The organism is Pseudomonas sp. QTF5, from assembly GCF_000512695.2.
Taxonomy (GTDB): domain Bacteria; phylum Pseudomonadota; class Gammaproteobacteria; order Pseudomonadales; family Pseudomonadaceae; genus Aquipseudomonas.
Genome location: NZ_AZRW02000009.1, coordinates 146,908 through 166,397, shown reverse-complemented (window position 1 = coordinate 166,397; position 19,490 = coordinate 146,908). Strand labels below are relative to the sequence as shown.

The 19,490-nt window shown below is 59.3% G+C and carries 14 protein-coding genes and 1 pseudogene; 7 read left to right on the top strand and 8 right to left on the bottom strand.

The genetic code is table 11. The features are described 5' to 3' along the window. Positions 1-11: 11 nt before the first annotated feature. The 3 genes and pseudogenes from IC37_RS10160 (at position 12) to IC37_RS10150 (ending at position 2,757) form a co-directional block, all read left to right on the top strand. Positions 12-815 (top strand): hypothetical protein, encoded by an 804-nt coding sequence (locus IC37_RS10160; protein WP_030129198.1) that lies wholly within the window; start codon positions 12-14, stop codon positions 813-815. Positions 816-1,176: 361 nt separating this feature from the next. Next, positions 1,177-2,509 (top strand): annotated as a pseudogene (locus IC37_RS10155) (S-type pyocin domain-containing protein). Then, complete coding sequence (locus IC37_RS10150) at positions 2,506-2,757, top strand: bacteriocin immunity protein (RefSeq protein ID WP_030129199.1); 252 nt, start codon at positions 2,506-2,508, stop codon at positions 2,755-2,757. Before IC37_RS10155 ends, IC37_RS10150 begins: the two are co-directional and overlap by 4 nt. 67 nt (positions 2,758-2,824) lie before the next feature. Here the strand turns inward: IC37_RS10150 and IC37_RS10145 are convergent, their stop codons facing one another. Further along, positions 2,825-3,709 (bottom strand): LysR family transcriptional regulator, encoded by an 885-nt coding sequence (locus IC37_RS10145; protein WP_030129200.1) that lies wholly within the window; start codon positions 3,707-3,709, stop codon positions 2,825-2,827. A gap of 138 nt (positions 3,710-3,847) precedes the next feature. Here IC37_RS10145 and IC37_RS10140 point away from each other — a divergent pair, with 138 nt between their 5' ends. The 3 genes from IC37_RS10140 to IC37_RS10130 are packed head-to-tail and all read left to right on the top strand — an operon-like array spanning position 3,848 to position 5,833. Beyond that, entirely contained in the window at positions 3,848-4,606 is a 759-nt protein-coding gene (locus tag IC37_RS10140; RefSeq protein WP_371916316.1) for an iron-containing redox enzyme family protein, read from the top strand. Beyond that, entirely contained in the window at positions 4,606-5,502 is an 897-nt protein-coding gene (locus IC37_RS10135; protein ID WP_030129202.1) for a DMT family transporter, read from the top strand. Before IC37_RS10140 ends, IC37_RS10135 begins: the two co-directional genes overlap by 1 nt. A 19-nt stretch (positions 5,503-5,521) precedes the next feature. Then, positions 5,522-5,833 (top strand): ferredoxin, encoded by a 312-nt coding sequence (locus IC37_RS10130; protein ID WP_030129203.1) that lies wholly within the window; start codon positions 5,522-5,524, stop codon positions 5,831-5,833. A gap of 255 nt (positions 5,834-6,088) precedes the next feature. On the opposite strand, the gene IC37_RS10125 is transcribed toward IC37_RS10130, so the two are convergent. Then, complete coding sequence (locus tag IC37_RS10125; RefSeq protein WP_030129204.1) at positions 6,089-6,991, bottom strand: LysR family transcriptional regulator; 903 nt, start codon at positions 6,989-6,991, stop codon at positions 6,089-6,091. 152 nt (positions 6,992-7,143) lie between these two features. Here IC37_RS10125 and IC37_RS10120 point away from each other — a divergent pair, with 152 nt between their 5' ends. Further along, positions 7,144-8,385, top strand: coding sequence for an MFS transporter (locus IC37_RS10120; RefSeq protein WP_371916320.1), 1,242 nt, complete (start codon positions 7,144-7,146; stop codon positions 8,383-8,385). A gap of 172 nt (positions 8,386-8,557) precedes the next feature. Here the strand turns inward: IC37_RS10120 and hemE are convergent, their stop codons facing one another. The 6 genes from hemE to aroK all read right to left on the bottom strand — a co-directional run bounded on the left by hemE (position 8,558) and on the right by aroK (position 19,486). Further along, on the bottom strand, positions 8,558-9,625 hold the full coding sequence (hemE, locus tag IC37_RS10115; protein ID WP_030129206.1) for a uroporphyrinogen decarboxylase: 1,068 nt from the start codon (positions 9,623-9,625) through the stop codon (positions 8,558-8,560). A gap of 251 nt (positions 9,626-9,876) precedes the next feature. Continuing rightward, the gene (locus IC37_RS10110) at positions 9,877-11,295 is read right to left on the bottom strand and encodes an FAD-dependent oxidoreductase (protein WP_030129207.1); all 1,419 of its coding nucleotides are present in this window, start codon (positions 11,293-11,295) and stop codon (positions 9,877-9,879) included. 32 nt (positions 11,296-11,327) lie between these two features. Beyond that, positions 11,328-15,773 carry a glutamate synthase large subunit gene (gltB, locus tag IC37_RS10105; protein ID WP_030129208.1) on the bottom strand — a complete coding sequence of 1,482 codons (4,446 nt, stop codon included), beginning with the start codon at positions 15,771-15,773 and terminating at the stop codon, positions 11,328-11,330. Between the two features lie 348 nt (positions 15,774-16,121). Beyond that, the gene (locus IC37_RS10095; protein WP_030129209.1) at positions 16,122-17,705 is read right to left on the bottom strand and encodes an SPOR domain-containing protein; all 1,584 of its coding nucleotides are present in this window, start codon (positions 17,703-17,705) and stop codon (positions 16,122-16,124) included. Between the two features lie 10 nt (positions 17,706-17,715). Further along, positions 17,716-18,816, bottom strand: a complete 1,101-nt coding sequence (aroB, locus tag IC37_RS10090; protein ID WP_030129210.1) for a 3-dehydroquinate synthase — start codon at positions 18,814-18,816, stop codon at positions 17,716-17,718. A gap of 151 nt (positions 18,817-18,967) precedes the next feature. Continuing rightward, positions 18,968-19,486 carry a shikimate kinase AroK gene (aroK, locus tag IC37_RS10085; RefSeq protein WP_033864863.1) on the bottom strand — a complete coding sequence of 173 codons (519 nt, stop codon included), beginning with the start codon at positions 19,484-19,486 and terminating at the stop codon, positions 18,968-18,970. Between the last annotated feature and the right edge of the window lie 4 nt (positions 19,487-19,490).

Below are 19,490 nucleotides of genomic sequence, written 5' to 3'. Positions count from 1 at the left end.
GAGTGAAGGGAATGACTCAGTTTCACCGCATCGTCGCCTTGCTGGCCCTGGCCTTTGTGCTGGGCGGCTGCACCAGCAAGCCGGTGTACAACGCCAAGGAAGACTTTTCCGCCGACCTGGGTTTCACCCAATCGCAGATGAGCCGCGCTATCGTCACCGCCCTGAATGACCGCGAATGGGTCGTGCAATCGGTACGTCCGGGCATGATCAAGGCCGCCATCACCGTGCGTGGCCGGCACCACGCCGAAGTCGATATCCCGTTCACCCCGACCTCGTTCGAAATCGACTACCGCAGCAGCTACGGCCTGGACTACAAGGACGGCAAGATCCACGGCAACTACAACCGCTGGGTCAACAAACTACGTGACAACGTGCTCAAAGAGCTGTCCTTCGATCCAACCATCGAGCAGGTCAACGAACTGGGCATCATCAAGCAAGGCGCCGATGAACCGACCTACCTGAGTTTTCGCGAAGGCGTAAAACGTGCAACCGACGCCGGCCTGCTGGACGGCAGCGTCAAGTTCTACCTGGCCGGCGAAACCTTGCCCAAGCAGGTGCGCAAACTCGACACCGTGAGCAGCAGCCGCAAGACCAACGGTTCCAACAAATCTGATCAGGACGCCTGCTTCTGGGCCCTGCAATCGGCCTTGGCGACCCTGCAGGACGCGGCGAAAAAAGCCGATGCCAACGCGGTCATCAATATCGCCAGCGTCGACAAGCGCGACCTGTACAAAGACACCGAGAAATTCCAGTGCCGTGCCGGGCTGGTGGTGTCCAGCGTAGCGTTGCGTGGTGATTTGGCGCACGTGGACTGATCGGCCTCACACGAACAAATGTGGTGAGGGGGCTTGCCCCCATTCGGGCGCGAAGCGGCAAAAAAAACGGGTGACATCAGTGATGTCACCCTTTTTTTGGCGCAGCTGTAGGCAACGATGCAAGGTCGTGTAGCCCTCAGGACAACCTCATTTTGATGCAAAAAATCACGGCTCCCGGCGCTATTAACCGGGCCACAGCCGCCCCGAGCAAATGTCCTTCTTCCCCCTGCAACAACATGAAATAGGAAATTTCAGCGCCGCTTTTGGGAAACGTCCTAACGCCAGCCCCTGAACCGTCCGGTAGGTTCTAGGCGAACCCAGCTACGCGTTGGGATTCCCCAAGGACGAACAAGAAGCGCTAATGAAAAAGCTCGGTTTCCCGGACACCCCGGATTTTCTGCCCGCCCCAACACAACAACCCACCCAGGCGCAGATACAAGCCTTCCAGGACGCCGGCGCAGCGGTAGCCGCCATTAACCGAAAGAATGAACTGGACGCCAACGCCCGCTGGGAGATGCATCAGAAAAAACAACAGGACGCACTCAACACTCAGCCCGATTCGCAGGGTTGCGTGTTCGCCAAGAGCTGCAACCTCCCTGACGGCGTCATCAATCACAGCCACCCGGCCGGATTTGTCCCCGTAGAGAAATTGGCCGACTACGGATTATGGGCCGTGCTCGACACCGGTGCGCCGATCACAGCCGCCGGGGTCCCCCTGAAACTGGTGAGAGGCTCAGCCACGGCCGGCGCCATCGCCCAACGTCTCGGCGGCTCTCTTGCACTCGGTCTGCTATCAGGCTCCACGGTTGTGGCCGCCGGCGCGCTCGGGCGCCGTGGCACTCCTGATGCCGAATACCCGCCTTTCCCCCGACAGCGCCTTCTACAGGAAAGAACAGTACGCGGAACTGAATACCGGGCGAACCCGTGTGCGCCTCAACGTGAAGACCTTGCCGGACGGCTCCGTCAACGCTTACGGCTTCTACACCGGCGGGAAAAAAGACTGGGAATTTGTCCCGGTCATCAAGGCCACCCAGGAAGGCGAACAGTTTGTCGCCGACCTCGGCAACGGCATCGGCCTGATCTGGACGCCTGCGGCGAACCCCGACGATATACCACGCATCCCGGCCCTCGAAGGCGCCCCGCCACTGCCGACGATATGGGTGTACCCGCCCACCGAGCAAGCCAACAAGGCTTTGGTGAACCCGGAGCATCCACCCGATTATCAGGACGCGATTATCTGGTTTCCTGCGGATGCGGGGCTTGAGCCGATCTACATCGTGCTCAATGCCCGGTTTGAACCCGGAGGGGTTACGGGGGTGGGCGAGAATGTTGCGGGGGTTTGGCTTGCAGGGGCTGGCACCGGGTTAGGCGCTCCCGTTCCAACGCGGATTGCGGATCAGTTAAGAGGACAAACGTTTAGGGACTTCGACGCTTTCAGGGCAGCGTTTTGGACTACCGTAGGAAATGATCCCGAGCTGCTCAGCCAGTTCAAAGCCAGTAACCAAAGTTTCTTACTGAATGGCAACTCGCCATTTGCACCGAAAACTGAACGGAATGGAGGAAACGCTCGCTACGAACTACATCACATTGAGCATATTCAGCACGGCGGCGCTGTTTTTGATGTAGATAACCTTTGTGTAATGACGCCAAAACGACACGTTGAAATCCACAAGGAAGATAAGCAAAAACCATGAAAAACAAAATCAGTGACTACACAGAGAGTGAGTTTGTGGCTTTGTTGCAGAACATCATCAGCCACGATGGAACAGAGGAGGAAATAGATAGGCTGGTATTCCATTTTGAAGATATGAGTGAACATCCCTCTGGGTCGGATCTAATTTTCTATCCCGAAGAAGGTGCTGATGAATCAGCTGAAGGGATCGCACAAACAGTGAAGGAGTGGCGTGCAGCTCATGGCCTGGCGGGATTCAAAAACGAGTGATCCCGAGTGGCAATATTGGCCGAGGTTGAGCTTGTCGGTGCGGATTCAGTGAACGGGCAAATTCTGGTCAGTCTGGTTCTACCTGAGGTGTACGGAACTCTGTCTGCAGTAGCGCCAAAAACGCCTCCCGAGCGGGGTGTCGACCTGAGTTTTCATGCCAGTAAAACAGGTTGTCGATACTCGTCAGTTCCGGGAATTCATATCCTTGCCAACCTGCACTGTGGCGATATTGCTCATAGATCCCGCGTGGTACCAACGAAACGCCGGCACCGGCACTGACACAGCCAACTATAGCGCCATAGCTTGCGATGCTGACGATCGGCAACACCTGGTCATGGCGCAACAGCCACTGCTCCAGCGCGAAGCGGTACGGACAGCCCGGGGGCCACATGAAAATTTCCTTACCTTGCAGATCCGCCGCCTTGCGTAAAGGCCCATGGGATGCGGATGCGATGAGGATTAAATCTTCACGGTACATCACTGCACGCTTGAGCCCGGGGCGTTCAATGTTCACCGCAACGATCACCCCATCAAGTCGGTGATGCTGAGTATCGTCCAGCAGTTGAGCCCAAGTGCCGGTGCTCAACTCCAGCGACACCTGCGGGTACAGCGCATGGTACTTGGCCAATAACCGGGGCAGCCGTCCCGTAGCACTAGATTCAATGGCGCCAATGCGCAGAGGGCCGCCAGGCGTATTGGTGGGTGCTACCGCGCGCCGGGCCTCATCAGCCAAACCCAGAATTTTCGTCGCGTAATCAAGAAATACCTCCCCGGCAGGAGTGATCCGCAACCCTCGACCGTCGCGGAAAAACAGTGGCGTGCCCAGCTCCCGCTCCAGGGACTTGAGGCGTGCGGTGATGTTGGACGGCACGCAGTGCAGCAACTCGGCGGCGCGCGCGATGCTGCCAAGATCGTAAACCGTCTTGAACATGCGCAGTTGGGACAATTCCATGGCTCACCCAGAGTGAATGCTTGAGTCAGTTTAAGTCACTTGTAGTGAGGCTGCGTGTTTTTGATACTTCAACCAGCGCGGGCTGCAGTGACGCCTCGCCCCTTCATCCTCCGATAAGCAGGAGCTTTTATGGAGTCAATGCAACGCAAAATCCAGTCCCTCGCCGAAAGTGTGTTCACCCATGGCGCCTTGAATAACGCGTTCTACCAACGATGGATGGGAGGCATGCTTTCCCTCGGCGACGTTGAGGTATTTGCTCGAAACTACCTGGCTCGCACTACGCAGACCTCTCGTATGGTCGCCCTGTCATTTATGGGCACTAACGACCTGCATGCTCAGGTCGAAATCGTCAAAAACCTGTACTCGGAAATGGGCTATGGCAACCCGGAAAAAGCCCACCTCGCTCTGCTGGAAAGTTACTTGATCGATCTTCTCAGCCGTCTCGCAGATCGGCCATACAGCATGGACGAACTCATGGCGTTGCCTGTGTTGGAAAGTACCCACACGTTTAGTCGCGAACAATTGAGTCTTTACACCGACGGTGGCCACAACAATCCGCGCCATGTGCTCGGCACGTTATTGGCTCAGGAGTGGCTGGCCTATTCGATGCTCACCCGTCTGTACGAAGGAGCGCGCAACTATAAGCACCTGTATGCCAATAACGACGACTTTCATGAGCACTGCGAGTACTTCTACATCCACATCGGAGATGCGGAAAAAGAACACAAGATCCAGGCCGTGAAAGCCGCCACCCAGGAATGCACCGCCGACCGGCACATAGAGGAAATCAGCGCGTCGTTCAACCGCTTCCTGGTCATCACCGAGCAGTACTGGAACGGTATAGCCCGTGCCATGCCCAGCGTGCAAAATCGTGTTGCGTCCAGGATGACGGTTTGATGGATACAAGGCCCAGCGTAAAAATCGCTTTAGCGGCGTTTTTTGTAATCCTTTGCTGGGCCTATTCCCCCATTGGAATCCACATCGGGCTAAAGGCTTACGAGCCCGCTCATCTCGCGCTGGTGCGATTTCTCATCGCCTCAACGTTCATGGCCGGGGTCGCATTGGTGATGCGTATTTCCCTGCCCCGCCTTCAAGACCTGCCACTGCTGGCCGTGCTGGGATTCTTTGCCGTCAGTCTGCATCACATAGCCCTCAACTATGGCCAACAAGGCGTTAGCGCCGGGGCCGCCAGCGTACTGGCACAATCCACGCCGCTGTTCAGCACGTTATTGGCGCATTTCGCGTTCAAGGATCGGGTCAACGGCTGGCAATGGATCTGCGTGCTGTGCGGCCTGGTCGGTGCCGCTGTGGTAGTCACCGGGGACCGTGGGTTTGGTGAGCTGGACGCGCACGGGCTACTGATCCTGCTGGCGGCGTTGTCCTGGAGTCTGTATTTCGCCTTGCAAAAACGCCACGCCCATCGTTATGACGGGCTGACGATGGTGTGTTACACCATCTGGTCCGGCACGGTACTGCTCCTTGTGTATGTCCCGGGCCTGTGGAGCGAAGTGCAAAACGCCTCAACTTCAGTCAACTTGGCGGTGCTCATTCTGGGCATCTTCCCCAGCGCCCTTGCGTACCTCGCCTGGGCATACGTACTGGCGCACAGCAACGTGAGCCGCGCTTCCATTTCGCTTTATCTGATACCGCCCACAGCCATGTTGATGGCCTCGTTGGTTTTGAGTGAACGCCCTTCGGCCATGGTCATCGTCGGAACGGTCATTGTGCTGACGAGCGTACTCGCCCTCAATCTGGAACCATCGAACGTCGCGGTTCCTGCCGACAAAGTTTGAACAGAGATCGTGACCACCTATGAATGATGCAGAAAATCCGACCCTGGCCTACGAACACCATGTGCTGATCTGCACCAACCTGCGCCCCGATGGTCGCCGTAGTTGCTCGGGCTCAGGCGCTCATGAACTGCTCAGCGCAGCAAAACGCAAGCTCGCCAAAATGGGTGAACCAGGCACATCGCGCGCCAACGCATCGGGCTGCCTGGGCCGTTGCGACCACGGCCCGGTCATGGTGATTTACCCAGCTAACCTGTGGTTCTCGTGCAAGACGCCGCAACAGGTTGAACGCATTCTCAATCAACACCTCTTCCGTCCCGATAAGCCTTTGTGACCCAAGGGGCTTAAGAAGGAATCCACGCCATGACCTGGACAGATGAAGACATGCGCATCGCCCAATGGATGTTGACCGAATACCGTAAACAAGACTATCGGCGAAGGCGTTCACAGTGAGTTGGCGCGGGTGTTGGTGACCTCATTGCGCGATGGTTGCGATTTGATGGACGTCATTGGTCGACGATTGCAGGTGCAGGTTTCGGTGTAGTGCCTGGTAAAGAAAAACGGGTGACCTCACTGAGGTCGCCCGTTGTTACGGCTTCAGAGGCTCAACCTTACGCGTCAACAACTCTACAAACGCCTTGGCCATCGGCGACTTCTGATCCTTGCGCTGCACTAGCCACACCGCCGACACCGCTTCCGGATCCAGCAACGGGCGATAGACCACGCCATCGATGCGCATACGCTGATACGACGCCGGCAACACCGAGACCCCCAAACCTGCCGCCACCAACCCGATAATCGTCATCGCCTCGCCAGCCTCTTGCGCGAAGTGCGGGCTGAAGCCGGCATCCCGCGCCAGGCTGAGCAGTTGGGCGTACAGACCACTGCCATAGCTGCGTGGGAAAAATACGAATGGTTCGAGGGCCAGCGCCGAGAGGAATAAACCGTCTTCGCTGCCGCTCACCAGCGGATGTTTGGAGCTGAGCACCGCCACCAATGGCTCGCGCATCAATTCCACCACACTGAGGGAATCCGGCAACCCCAGCGGTCGCATGATGCCGACTTCGATCGACTCATCCACCAGCGCATCGGCCACTTGGGTGCTGCTCATTTCCCGCAAATTCAAGTGCACCGCCGGGAAGCGCTGGCGAAAGGAAAAGATCGCCTGGGGAATGGTCGAGTTGAACGGAGCCGACGAGGTGAAGCCGATCTTCAGCTCACCCAGTTCACCGAGCTGTGCCCGCCGTGCAACGTCCGCCGCTTTGTCGACCTGAGCCAGCACTAAGCGCGCCTCTTCCAGAAACAACCGCCCCGCCTCGCTGAGTTCGACCCGACGATTGGTCCGTTCGAACAAGCGCGCCCCCACCTCCTGCTCCAGCGCCTGAATCTGCTGACTCAACGGCGGTTGCGAGATGCCCAGCACCTGGGCAGCGCGGCCGAAATGCAGTTCTTCGGCGACGGCGATGAAGTAGCGTAAGTGGCGCAATTCCATGAAAACTCCATTAGGTCGCCAAACCTATCAAACAGGTCGAACAATATATTGGATAGAAACATTAGCCAGCTATATGATTTTTTCATTGCCTGACCGGCTGCGCCCTTCCGAGGTCTGAAGTGAAAACTGCTGTCGCCCCACTCGCCCATGAAATTCCACCCACTCCGCTGGAAGATATCGTCGTCGGGAAAAGCGAGATCTATATCGAAAAAGGCACGCCGATGTTCATGCGCACGGTGCTGGCGCTGTTCTCGGGCGGCTTCGCAACTTTCGCGCTGCTCTACTGCGTGCAGCCGATGATGCCGCTGCTGTCCCGCGAGTTTTCCATCAACGCGGCCCAGAGCAGCCTGATCCTGTCGGTCGCCACCGGCATGCTCGCTATCGGCTTGCTGATCACTGGCCCCATCTCTGATCGCATCGGTCGGAAACCAGTGATGGTCGCCGCGCTGTTCGCCGCCGCACTCTGCACCATGGCCAGCGCAATGATCCCGAGCTGGCAGGGCGTGCTGGTCATGCGGGCGCTGGTGGGGCTGTCGTTGAGCGGTCTGGCGGCGGTCGCGATGACTTACTTGAGCGAAGAAATCCATCCGCAACACCTTGGCTGGGCCATGGGGTTATACATCGGTGGCAATGCCATCGGCGGTATGTGTGGACGGTTGATCGTCGGGGTATTGATCGACTTCGTCAGCTGGCACACGGCGATGCTGGTCATCGGTGGTCTGTCGCTGATTGCCGCAGCGCTGTTCTGGAAAATCCTCCCGGAATCGCGCAACTTCCGCGCCCGCTCACTGCATCCGCGCAGCTTGCTGGAAGGCTTCACCATGCACTTTCGCGATGCCGGTCTACCACTGTTGTTCCTCGAGGCGTTCGTGCTGATGGGCGCGTTCGTCACGCTGTTCAACTACATCGGTTATCGCTTGCTGGCCGAGCCATACCACATGGATCAGGCCTTCGTCGGGCTGCTCTCGGTGGTGTACCTGTCGGGCATCTATAGCTCGGCGAAAATCGGCGCCCTGGCCGACCAACTTGGCCGACGCAAAGTGCTCTGGGTAACCATTTTGCTGATGATTGCCGGCCTCGCCCTGACCATGCTCACACCGCTGCCGGTGGTGATCATCGGCATGCTGATCTTTACCTTCGGCTTCTTCGGGGCGCATTCGGTGGCCAGTAGCTGGATTGGCCGCCGTGCCATCAAGGCCAGAGGACAGGCGTCGTCGCTGTACCTGTTCAGCTATTACGCCGGGTCGAGTATCGCGGGTACGGCGGGTGGTGTGGCTTGGCACTTGGGTGGCTGGAATGGGATCGGGTTGTTTATTGGTGGGTTGTTGGTGATTGCGCTGTTGGTGGCGTTGAAGCTGGCGAAGTTGCCGCCATTGGAAAATGTGAAAGCCTAACGCACAACCCTGTGGGAGCGGGCTTGCTCGCGAAGGTGGCGGATCAGTCGACATCTATGCTGAATGATCAACCGCTTTCGCGAGCAAGCCCGCTCCCACATTGACCGAGTACTACCTGATGTCTCATACAAAAACGCCCGGCATAAGCCGGGCGTTTTTTATTGAGCCACGATTACTCGTGATACTGCGCCGACAGTTCATGTACCGCGCGCAGGAAGGCGCCAGCATGCTCTGGGTCGACTTCAGGCGTAATGCCATGGCCGAGGTTGAACACGTGGCCGCTACCTTTGCCGTAACTGGCGAGGATGCGGCCGACTTCGGTGCGAATGGCTTCTGGCTTGGCGTAAAGCACCGTCGGGTCCATGTTCCCTTGCAGGGCGACTTTGCTGCCCACGCGCTGGCGGGCTTCACCAATGTCACAGGTCCAGTCCAGGCCCAATGCGTCGGCGCCGGCGTCGGCAATGCTTTCCAGCCACAGGCCGCCGTTCTTGGTGAACAGGATGACCGGCACTTTGCGGCCTTCGTGCTCGCGGATCAGGCCGCTGACGATTTTGCGCATGTAGGCCAGGGAGAATTCCTGGTACGCCGCCGCCGAAAGGCTACCGCCCCAACTATCGAATATCTGCACCGCTTGCGCCCCGGCCATGATCTGGCCGTTGAGGTAGCTGGTGACCGTCTGCGCGAGCTTGTCCAGCAGCAGGTGCAAGGCTTGCGGGTTGTCGTAGAGCATGGTTTTGGTCTTGCGGTAGTCTTTCGACGAGCCGCCTTCGACCATGTAGGTGGCCAGGGTCCATGGGCTGCCGGCGAAGCCGATCAGCGGCACGCGGCCGTTCAATTCACGGCGGATGGTGCTGACCGCGTCCATGACGTAGCCGAGGTCTTTGTGCGGATCAGGAATCGGCAGGGCTTCGATGTCGGCCAGGGTGCTGATGACTTTCTTGAAACGCGGACCTTCGCCGGTTTCGAAGTACAGGCCTTGGCCCATGGCATCGGGGATGGTCAGGATGTCGGAGAAGAGGATCGCCGCGTCCAGTTGCGGATAGCGGTCGAGCGGCTGCATCGTGACTTCGCAAGCGAACGCCGGGTTCATGCACAGGCTCATGAAGTCACCGGCCTTGGCACGGCTGGCGCGGTATTCAGGCAGGTAGCGACCGGCCTGACGCATCATCCACACGGGGGTGACGTCTACGGGTTGCTTGAGCAGGGCGCGAAGGAAACGGTCGTTCTTCAGGGCAGTCATGTCGGCATCCGGAAAAAAAGTGCGGGCATTTTCTCAGAGCGCGACGCAAAAGGCACGGCAAGAGCCGTTCCTTTTGTCTATCGGGTCAATTTGTCGCGGTGGAACACAGCTTTCGCAACACCACAAAACCAATGTGGGAGCGGGCTTGCTCGCGAATGCGGTGAGTCAGTCGACATCAATATTGACTGTTACACCGCCTTCGCGAGCAAGCCCGCTCCCACATTTGATCGCATTCCAGTTTTGGAAAGTGATCAGACCCCCAGGTAATCCAGGATCCCTTCAGCGGCATTGCGGCCTTCGAAGATCGCCGTTACCACCAGGTCGGAACCGCGCACCATGTCGCCACCGGCGAAGATTTTCGGGTTGCTGGTCTGGTGCTTGTACTGACCTTGTTCCGGCGCCACGACGCGGCCCTGGCTGTCGGTCTGGATGCTGAACTGCTCGAACCACGACGCCGGGCTTGGACGGAAACCGAACGCGATGACCACGGCATCAGCCGGGATGATCTCTTCGGAACCCGGGATCGGCTCGGGGCTGCGACGGCCACGGGCGTCCGGTTCGCCGAGACGGGTCTCGACCACCTTCACGCCTTCGACACGGTCTTCACCCACGATGGCGATCGGCTGGCGGTTGTAGAGGAATTTCACGCCTTCTTCCTTGGCGTTCTTCACCTCTTTGCGCGAGCCCGGCATGTTCGCTTCGTCACGACGATAGGCGCAGGTCACCGACTTGGCGCCCTGGCGAATCGAAGTACGGTTGCAGTCCATCGCTGTGTCGCCACCGCCCAGCACCACGACCTTCTTGCCTTTCATGTCGACGAAATCTTCCGGCGACTTTTCAAAGCCCAGGTTGCGATTGACGTTGGCGATCAGGAAGTCCAGCGCGTCATACACGCCCGGCAGATCTTCACCGGCAAAGCCGCCCTTCATGTAGGTGTAGGTACCCATGCCCATGAACACGGCATCGTATTCTTCGAGCAGTTGCTCGATGGTTACGTCCTTGCCGATTTCGGTGTTCAGGCGGAACTCGATGCCCATGCCGGTAAAGACTTCGCGGCGATTGCTCAGCACGGTCTTTTCCAGCTTGAACTCGGGAATGCCGAAGGTCAGCAGGCCGCCGATTTCCGGGTTCTTGTCGAACACCACCGGGGTCACGCCGCCACGTACCAGCACGTCGGCACAGCCCAGGCCGGCAGGGCCCGCGCCGATTACCGCGACACGCTTGCCGGTCGGTTTGACCTTGGACATGTCCGGGCGCCAGCCCATGGCGAACGCGGTGTCGGTGATGTACTTCTCGACCGAACCGATGGTCACCGCGCCGAAGCCGTCGTTGAGGGTGCAGGCACCCTCGCAGAGACGATCCTGCGGGCATACCCGACCGCAGACTTCCGGCAGGGTGTTGGTCTGGTGCGACAGCTCGGCGGCAGCGAGGATGTTGCCCTCGGCCACCAATTTCAGCCAGTTGGGAATGAAGTTGTGCACCGGGCACTTCCATTCGCAATACGGGTTACCGCAACCCAGGCAGCGGTGGGCCTGGTCGGCCGACTGCTGGGGTTTGAACGGTTCGTAGATTTCCACGAACTCTTTCTTGCGTTGACGCAACAGTTTCTTCTTCGGATCCTTGCGCCCGACCTCGATGAACTGGAAGTCATTATTCAGACGTTCAGCCATTTTAAAACCTCATCAAACTCTTCAGGCGCATATCACTGCGGGTTGGCACGGGTGCTGGAAAGCAACGATTTCAGGTTGGCAGCCTTTGGCTTGACCAGCCAGAAACGGCGCACATAGTCATCGAGATTCTCGGCGAGTTCACGACCCCACTCGCTGTCGGTTTCCTCGACGTATTCGTTCAGCACGCGTTGCAGGTGGCTGCGATAGGCTTCCATCGCCTCACCGCTGATCCGCTGGATTTCCACCAGTTCGTGATTGACCCGGTCAACGAAGGTGTTGTCCTGGTCGAGCACGTAGGCGAAACCGCCGGTCATGCCTGAGCCGAAGTTGTAACCGGTCTTGCCCAAAACGCAGACGAAACCACCGGTCATGTACTCGCAGCAGTGATCGCCAGTGCCTTCCACGACAGTGTGAGCACCGGAGTTACGCACCGCGAAACGCTCGCCCGCGGTACCGGCGGCGAACAGCTTGCCCCCGGTGGCGCCATACAGGCAGGTGTTGCCGATAATGGCGCTGTCTTGAGTCTTGTAGATGCTGCCCTTGGGCGGAACGATGACCAGCTTGCCGCCGGTCATGCCCTTGCCGACATAGTCGTTGGCGTCGCCTTCCAGGTACATGTTCAGGCCGCCGGCGTTCCACACACCAAAGCTCTGACCGGCAGTGCCTTTGAAGCGGAAGGTGATCGGCGCGTTGGCCATGCCCTGGTTGCCATGCTTGCGAGCAATTTCACCGGAGATCCGCGCGCCGATGGAACGGTCGCAGTTGCAGATATCCAGGGCAAAATCGGCGCCGCTCATGTCGTTGATGGCCGAGGTGGCCAGGTCGACCATTTTCTCGGCCAGCAGGCCTTTGTCGAACGGCGGGTTGCGGTCGACCTGGCAGAACTGAGGCTTGTCTGCCGGGATGTGATCGCTGCCCAGCAACGGGGTCAGGTCCAGGTGGTTTTGCTTGGCGGTCTGGCCTTCGAGGATTTCCAGCAGATCGGTACGGCCGATCAGCTCTTCGAGGGAGCGCACGCCCAGCTTGGCCAGCCACTCACGGGTTTCTTCGGCGACGTAGGTGAAGAAATTCACCACCATGTCGACGGTACCGATGTAGTGATCCTTGCGCAGCTTCTCGTTCTGAGTCGCGACGCCGGTGGCGCAGTTGTTCAGGTGGCAAATACGCAGGTATTTGCAACCCAGGGCGATCATTGGCGCGGTGCCGAAGCCGAAGCTTTCAGCGCCGAGAATCGCTGCCTTGATCACGTCGAGGCCGGTTTTCAGGCCGCCGTCAGTCTGTACACGAACCTTGCCGCGCAAGTCGTTGCCGCGCAGGGTCTGGTGGGTTTCGGCCAGGCCGAGTTCCCACGGTGCGCCCGCGTACTTGATCGAGGTCAGTGGCGATGCACCGGTACCGCCGTCGTAGCCGGAAATGGTGATCAAGTCCGCGTAGGCCTTGGCCACACCGGCAGCGATGGTGCCGACGCCTGCTTCTGCCACCAGCTTCACTGAGACCAGCGCCTTCGGGTTGACTTGTTTCAGGTCGAAAATCAGCTGCGACAAGTCTTCGATCGAATAGATGTCGTGGTGCGGCGGAGGCGAGATCAGGGTCACGCCCGGCACTGCGTAACGCAGTTTGGCGATCAGACCGTTGACCTTGCCGCCCGGCAGCTGACCACCTTCGCCCGGCTTGGCGCCTTGGGCGACCTTGATCTGCAGCACTTCGGCGTTGACCAGGTATTCCGGGGTGACCCCGAAACGGCCAGTCGCAACTTGTTTGATTTTCGAGCTCTTGATGGTGCCGTAGCGCGCCGGGTCTTCGCCGCCTTCGCCGGAGTTGGAGCGCGCACCCAGGCGATTCATGGCTTCGGCCAGGGCTTCGTGGGCTTCTGGCGACAAGGCGCCCAGGGAGATCCCGGCGGAGTCGAAACGCTTGAGAACCGATTCCAGCGGTTCGACTTCGCTGATATCCAGCGGCTGCTCAAGGGTTTTGACCTTGAACATGTCGCGGATCATCGACACCGGACGGTTGTCCACCAGCGCCGTGTATTCCTTGAACTTGCTGTAGTCGCCCTGCTGCACAGCGGCCTGCAAGGTGCTGACCACGTCCGGGTTGTAGGCGTGGTATTCGCCACCGTGGACGAACTTCAGCAGGCCGCCTTGCTGGATCGGCTTGCGCGGGCTCCAGGCTTCGGCCGCCAGGGCTTTCTGCTCGGCTTCGATGTCGACGAAACGCGCGCCCTTGATGCGGCTTGGCACGCCACGGAAGCTCAGTTCGCAGACTTCTTCGGACAGACCGATGGCTTCGAACAGCTGCGCACCGCGGTATGAAGTTACGGTCGAGATGCCCATCTTCGAGAGGATCTTGAGCAGGCCTTTGGTGATGCCTTTGCGGTAGTTCTTGAACACCTCATAGAGGTCGCCCAGCACTTCGCCGGTGCGGATCAGGTCGCCCAGCACTTCATAAGCCAGGAACGGATAGACCGCCGAAGCGCCGAAACCGATCAGCACGGCGAAGTGATGCGGGTCGCGAGCAGTGGCGGTTTCCACCAGGATATTGGAGTCGCAACGCAGGCCTTTTTCGGTCAGGCGGTGGTGTACCGCGCCGGTGGCGAGCGAAGCGTGGATCGGCAATTTTCCCGGGGCGATGTGACGGTCGCTCAGCACGATTTGGGTGCGACCGGCGCGAACGGCTTCTTCAGCCTGATCGGCAACGTTGCGGATCGCCGCTTCGAGGCCGACGCTTTCATCGTAGTTGAGGTCGATGATCTGGCGTTCGAAGCCCGGACGATCGAGGTTCATCAGCGAGCGCCACTTGGCCGGGGAAATGACCGGCGAGCTGAGGATCACGCGCGAGGCGTGTTCCGGCGACTCCTGGAAGATGTTGCGCTCGGCACCGAGGCAGACTTCCAGCGACATGACGATGGCTTCGCGCAGCGGGTCGATCGGCGGGTTGGTGACCTGTGCGAACTGCTGACGGAAATAGTCGTACGGCGTGCGCACGCGCTGGGACAGCACGGCCATCGGCGTATCGTCGCCCATCGAGCCCACGGCTTCGTAGCCCTGTTCGCCCAGTGGACGCAGCACCTGGTCGCGTTCTTCGAACGTGACCTGGTACATCTTCATGTATTGCTTGAGCTGGTCGACGTCGTAGAACGCCGAACCGTGGTCGTTGTCTTCCATGGTCGCCTGGATGCGCAGGGCATTCTTGCGCAGCCATTGCTTGTACGGATGACGGGACTTCAGGCGGTTGTCGATGGCGTCGGTGTCGAGGATCTGACCGGTCTCGGTATCCACCGCGAAGATTTGCCCCGGGCCTACACGGCCCTTGGCGATCACGTCTTCAGGCTGGTAGTTCCAGACGCCGATTTCCGAGGCCAGGGTAATGAAGCCGTTCTTGGTGGTGACCCAACGCGCCGGACGCAGACCGTTACGGTCGAGCAGGCACACCGCGTAGCGACCGTCGGTCATGACCACGCCGGCCGGGCCGTCCCACGGTTCCATGTGCATCGAGTTGTATTCGTAGAACGCCCGCAGATCCGGGTCCATGGTTTCGACGTTCTGCCACGCAGGCGGAATGATCATCCGCACGCCACGAAACAGGTCGATGCCGCCGGTGACCATCAGTTCGAGCATGTTGTCCATGCTCGAGGAGTCGGAACCGACGCGGTTGACCAGTGGGCCGAGCTCTTCCAGATCCATCAGATCGTTGGCGAACTTGGTGCGACGGGCCACTGCCCAATTACGGTTGCCGGTGATGGTGTTGATCTCGCCGTTGTGGGCGAGGAAGCGGAATGGCTGAGCCAGCGGCCATTTCGGCAGGGTATTGGTCGAAAAGCGCTGGTGGAACACGCAGATCGAGGTTTGCAGGCGCTCATCACTGAGGTCCGGATAGAAGGCGGTCAAATCCGCCGGCATCATCAGGCCTTTATAAATGATGGTCTTGTGGGAAAAGCTGCAGATGTAGTGATCGACATCGGCGGCGTTGGTCACGGACGAACGACGCCGGGCGCTGAACAACTTGATCGCCATGTCCTGATCGCTCAGGCCTTCACCACCGATGAACACTTGTTCGATCTGCGGCAGGCGCTCGAGGGCCAGACGGCCGAGGACACTGGTATCGATCGGCACTTTGCGCCAGCCAATTAACTGCAAGCCGACCGCCAGAATCTCGCGGTTCATGTTCTCGCGAGCGGCTTCGGCCTTGACCGGATCCTGGTTGAAGAAAACCATGCCCACGGCGTATTGCTTGGGCATTTCGACGCCGAAGGTTTCCTGGGCGATGGCCCGCAGGAATACATCCGGCTTTTGAATCAGCAGACCGCAACCGTCACCGGTCTTGCCGTCGGCGTTGATCCCACCGCGGTGGGTCATGCAGGTCAGGGCCTCAATGGCCGTTTGCAAAAGGGTATGACTGGGCTCGCCCTGCATATGAGCTATCAGGCCGAAACCGCAGTTATCCTTGAATTCATCTGGTTGGTACAGACCTGCTTTCATAGACACTTTCTCACCAGGCTGCCTCTTGTCGAGGCAAATTTCTTTTTAATTCAACCAGTTACCGTCCACACCGAACGTACGCCAGCTTTGCGGGGGCAAAAGGGAGGTCATTGTACACACCGACACAGAGGCTCACAAATTTGACGACGAAATATCGCAAATCCATGTCGCGTTTGTGAAAGGTTTAAAGCGATATGCTGTGCTAGTCAAAACTTTTTTAATTTTGACCGCAGCGACTCAAAGACTACTGTGACGCAGACACCACAAGGCACGCGCCCTTGCGGGCAGCGCGCACTTGCAGAAATTTGAGGTGCTTGGAGAGGCGGCCTGGGTAAGGCCGCCGAATCTTCAGCGAGTTGTTGCCAGTTCCTGTTGGACGCTGGCGACAGTGCGAGGCCAAGGTTTACCAGCCTGAACCTTCGCTGGCAAGGCCTTGATGGCGGTAACGGCTGCATCGCGGTTGGCGAAGTTACCGTAGGTGATGACGTAAAGCGGCTTGCCGTTGAGCACTTTCTTGAAGTAACGGTACTCGCCACCCTGCTCCTTGACGAAGCTTTGCGCGGCCGATTCGGAGCTGGTACCAAGGATTTGCACCACGTAGTTACCCGGCGCCTGGCCTGCGTACCAGCTACCACCGGCGGCTTTGGCCACGGTGACTGGCTTCTCGACAGGTTTGACGGCGGCGGCCGGCTTGGCGGGAGCTGGAACCGGTTTGACAACAGGTGCAGGTGCCGGTTTGGCGGTCGCGACCTGGGTCGGCGCCGGAACCGGTTTGGCGACAGGCGTTGGCGCCGGGCCCGGCTGGATGCCGGCAGGCGGCGCAATGGTGGTCACGGTTGGCGGTGTAGCGCTGGAACCTTCGACCGGCACGCCGTCGTCGCCTTCGGTGATACCGCCGGCGGCTTCAGCCAACGGACCACGCATGACCGGTTGCGAGTTGCCGACCAACGGCAATGGCATCGGTTGCGAGTTACCGGCGAATTCGACGGCCGGTGCGCCGCCGTTAGGTTGCGGCGTGCCCTGACCCAGCGGCAGTTGCGCCTGTTCGTTGGCAGGCGCGCCGGTGGTCGGTGCTTTGCTGCGACCCGGCATCAACCAGGCGGCGGCTACCGCGACCACGACAACGGCGGAAATCGCCAATACGTGTTTCTTCGGCATGTTGAACCCCATACTTGGACGCTTCACCGCTGAGCGGCTGGCAATCATGGCTTCGATCATCGCATCGCGGGCAACCTGGTTGATGGTGCCAGGCCAACCGTCGGAGCTTTCGTGAATATCAGAGATCTGATCCGCGGTAAAAAGTTCGATACCCCGGCCGGCACCTTCAAGACGCTGGTCCAGATATTCGCGGGTTTCTTCTTCGGTGTAAGGCTGCAATTCGATGACGTGGAAACGCTCTTCCTCGAGGCTCAACGCGTCAAGCTGAGCAATCAGCGAGGACTCGCCGAACAGGAACACGTGCGGGCGACCTTCCGGCGCACCCGCGGCCAAAGCCAGCAAGGCCTCCAGAGCGGACTCGTCGAGTTGCTCGGCATCATCCACCAGCAAATAGACTTCCTGCCCCGTGAGGGCAAGCTGTACCACCTGGGCCAGAATGGCGCCGATTTCGGCCTGTTCGACGTTCAGCGCCTGAGCCACCTGACGCAGCACACCAGCCGCATCGCCGGCGCCACGGGCGGAAACCACCACGCTCTGCACTGACTGTTTGTTGGTGCTGGCCACCAGGGCCTGACGCAACAGGGTTTTGCCGCTGCCTTGGGGGCCAGTGACTACCAGCAACAACTGGCTGTAACGGGCCAGATGATGCAGTTGCCCCAGCACCGGTTTGCGCTGGGCCGGGAAAAATTTGAAGCCAGGCACCCGTGGAGCGAAAGGGTCATGACTTAACTGGTAATGGCCGAGGAAAGCCTCGTCGGCATGCAAACTAGTCATCGGGATCTTATTAACCTTTAAGCTGAGCCAGGGCGCGGTAATCCGCCCCTAGCGTGGCCTGTAAAATCTCTTTCGGATAATCGTCGGTCACCGCTGCTTCGCCCATGTGGCGCAGCAGCACCAGGCGCAAACGACCGTCGATCACTTTCTTGTCAATTGCCATGTGTTCGAGAAAATCGGCTTCGGTCATCTCTTCCGGCGGAATGACCGGCAGGCCGGCACGCTGGAACAGGCGAATACCGCGATCACGCTCCTGTTCGCTGATCCAGCCCAGGCGCGCGGACATCTCCAAAGCCATTACGGTGCCAGCAGCGACTGCTTCACCATGAAGCCAGACACCATAGCCCATGTGAGTTTCGATCGCGTGGCCGAAGGTATGGCCCAGATTCAACGTGGCACGCACGCCCGTCTCTTTTTCGTCGGCACCGACCACCGCAGCCTTGGCCGCGCAGGAGCGTTCGATGGCGTAAGTCAGGGCGACCTGGTCCAGCGCTCGCAGGCGATCGACGTTTTCTTCGAGCCAGGTCAAAAATGGCTCGTCGCAGATCAGCCCGTATTTGATGACTTCCGCCAGCCCGGCGGACAGTTCGCGGGGCGGCAGGGTGTTGAGGGTGGCGGTATCGATCAGCACCACGTTGGGCTGATAGAAGGCGCCGACCATGTTCTTGCCCAGCGGGTGATTGATCCCGGTCTTGCCGCCCACCGAGGAGTCGACTTGCGACAACAACGTGGTCGGCACCTGGATGAAATCGACGCCACGCTGGTAGCAGGCGGCCGCAAAACCGGCCATGTCACCGATCACGCCGCCACCCAGGGCGATTACCGTAGTGCGGCGATCGTGCCGGGCAGTCAGCAGGCCGTCGAAAATCAGTTGCAGGGTTTCCCAGGTCTTGAAGGCTTCGCCCTCGGGCAGCACCACGGAAATTACCGAGAACTGCGCAAGACTGCGGGTCAGACGCTCGAGGTAGAGCGGCGCGACGGTCTCGTTGGAGATGATCGCCACCTGCCGCCCGCGAATATGCGGGGCCAGCAGCTCAGGCTGATCCAACAAACCTTCGCCAATATGAATCGGGTAGCTGCGCTCGCCTAGATCGACCTTGAGTGTCTGCATGTGTCCCCACAGTGAAGATGGAATCAGGCATCCCTGCCTTGAGTTAACGAATTCCACGACGTCTGCTGGTGTGACGCCGTTCGGTAGCCAGCCGCCATAACCTTGAATGGCCGCGACAGGACGCCGAGGATAGCGCATTTCGCGCCGCGCATTAACGTGGAGGTAGCTGCTGCAAGCGTTCAAGGATGTCGAGCACCACCATCCGCGGTGGCCGCTCATCGGTTTCCACCACCAGGTCGGCGATTTCCCGATATAGCGGATCACGGATCGCCAGCAAGTCCCGCAGGGTCTTGGCTGGATCGGCAGTGCGCAACAATGGCCGATTGCGGTCGCGAGCCGTTCGGCCGACCTGCTGCTCGACAGACGCATGCAGATACACCACCCGACCACCGGCGTGCAGCGCCCGCCGATTGGCTTCGCGCATGACCGCTCCGCCACCGGTCGCCAACACTACGCCGTCGAACGCGCACAGTTCGGCAATCATCGCCTCTTCGCGGTCACGAAAGCCCGGTTCGCCTTCCTTATCGAAAATCCACGGAATATTGGCGCCCGTGCGCAATTCAATTTCCTTATCGGAATCTTTGAACGGCAGGCGCAGCTCTTTGGCCAGCAACCGGCCGATGGTGCTTTTTCCAGCCCCCATCGGTCCAACAAGAATCAAATTTCGCACAGAA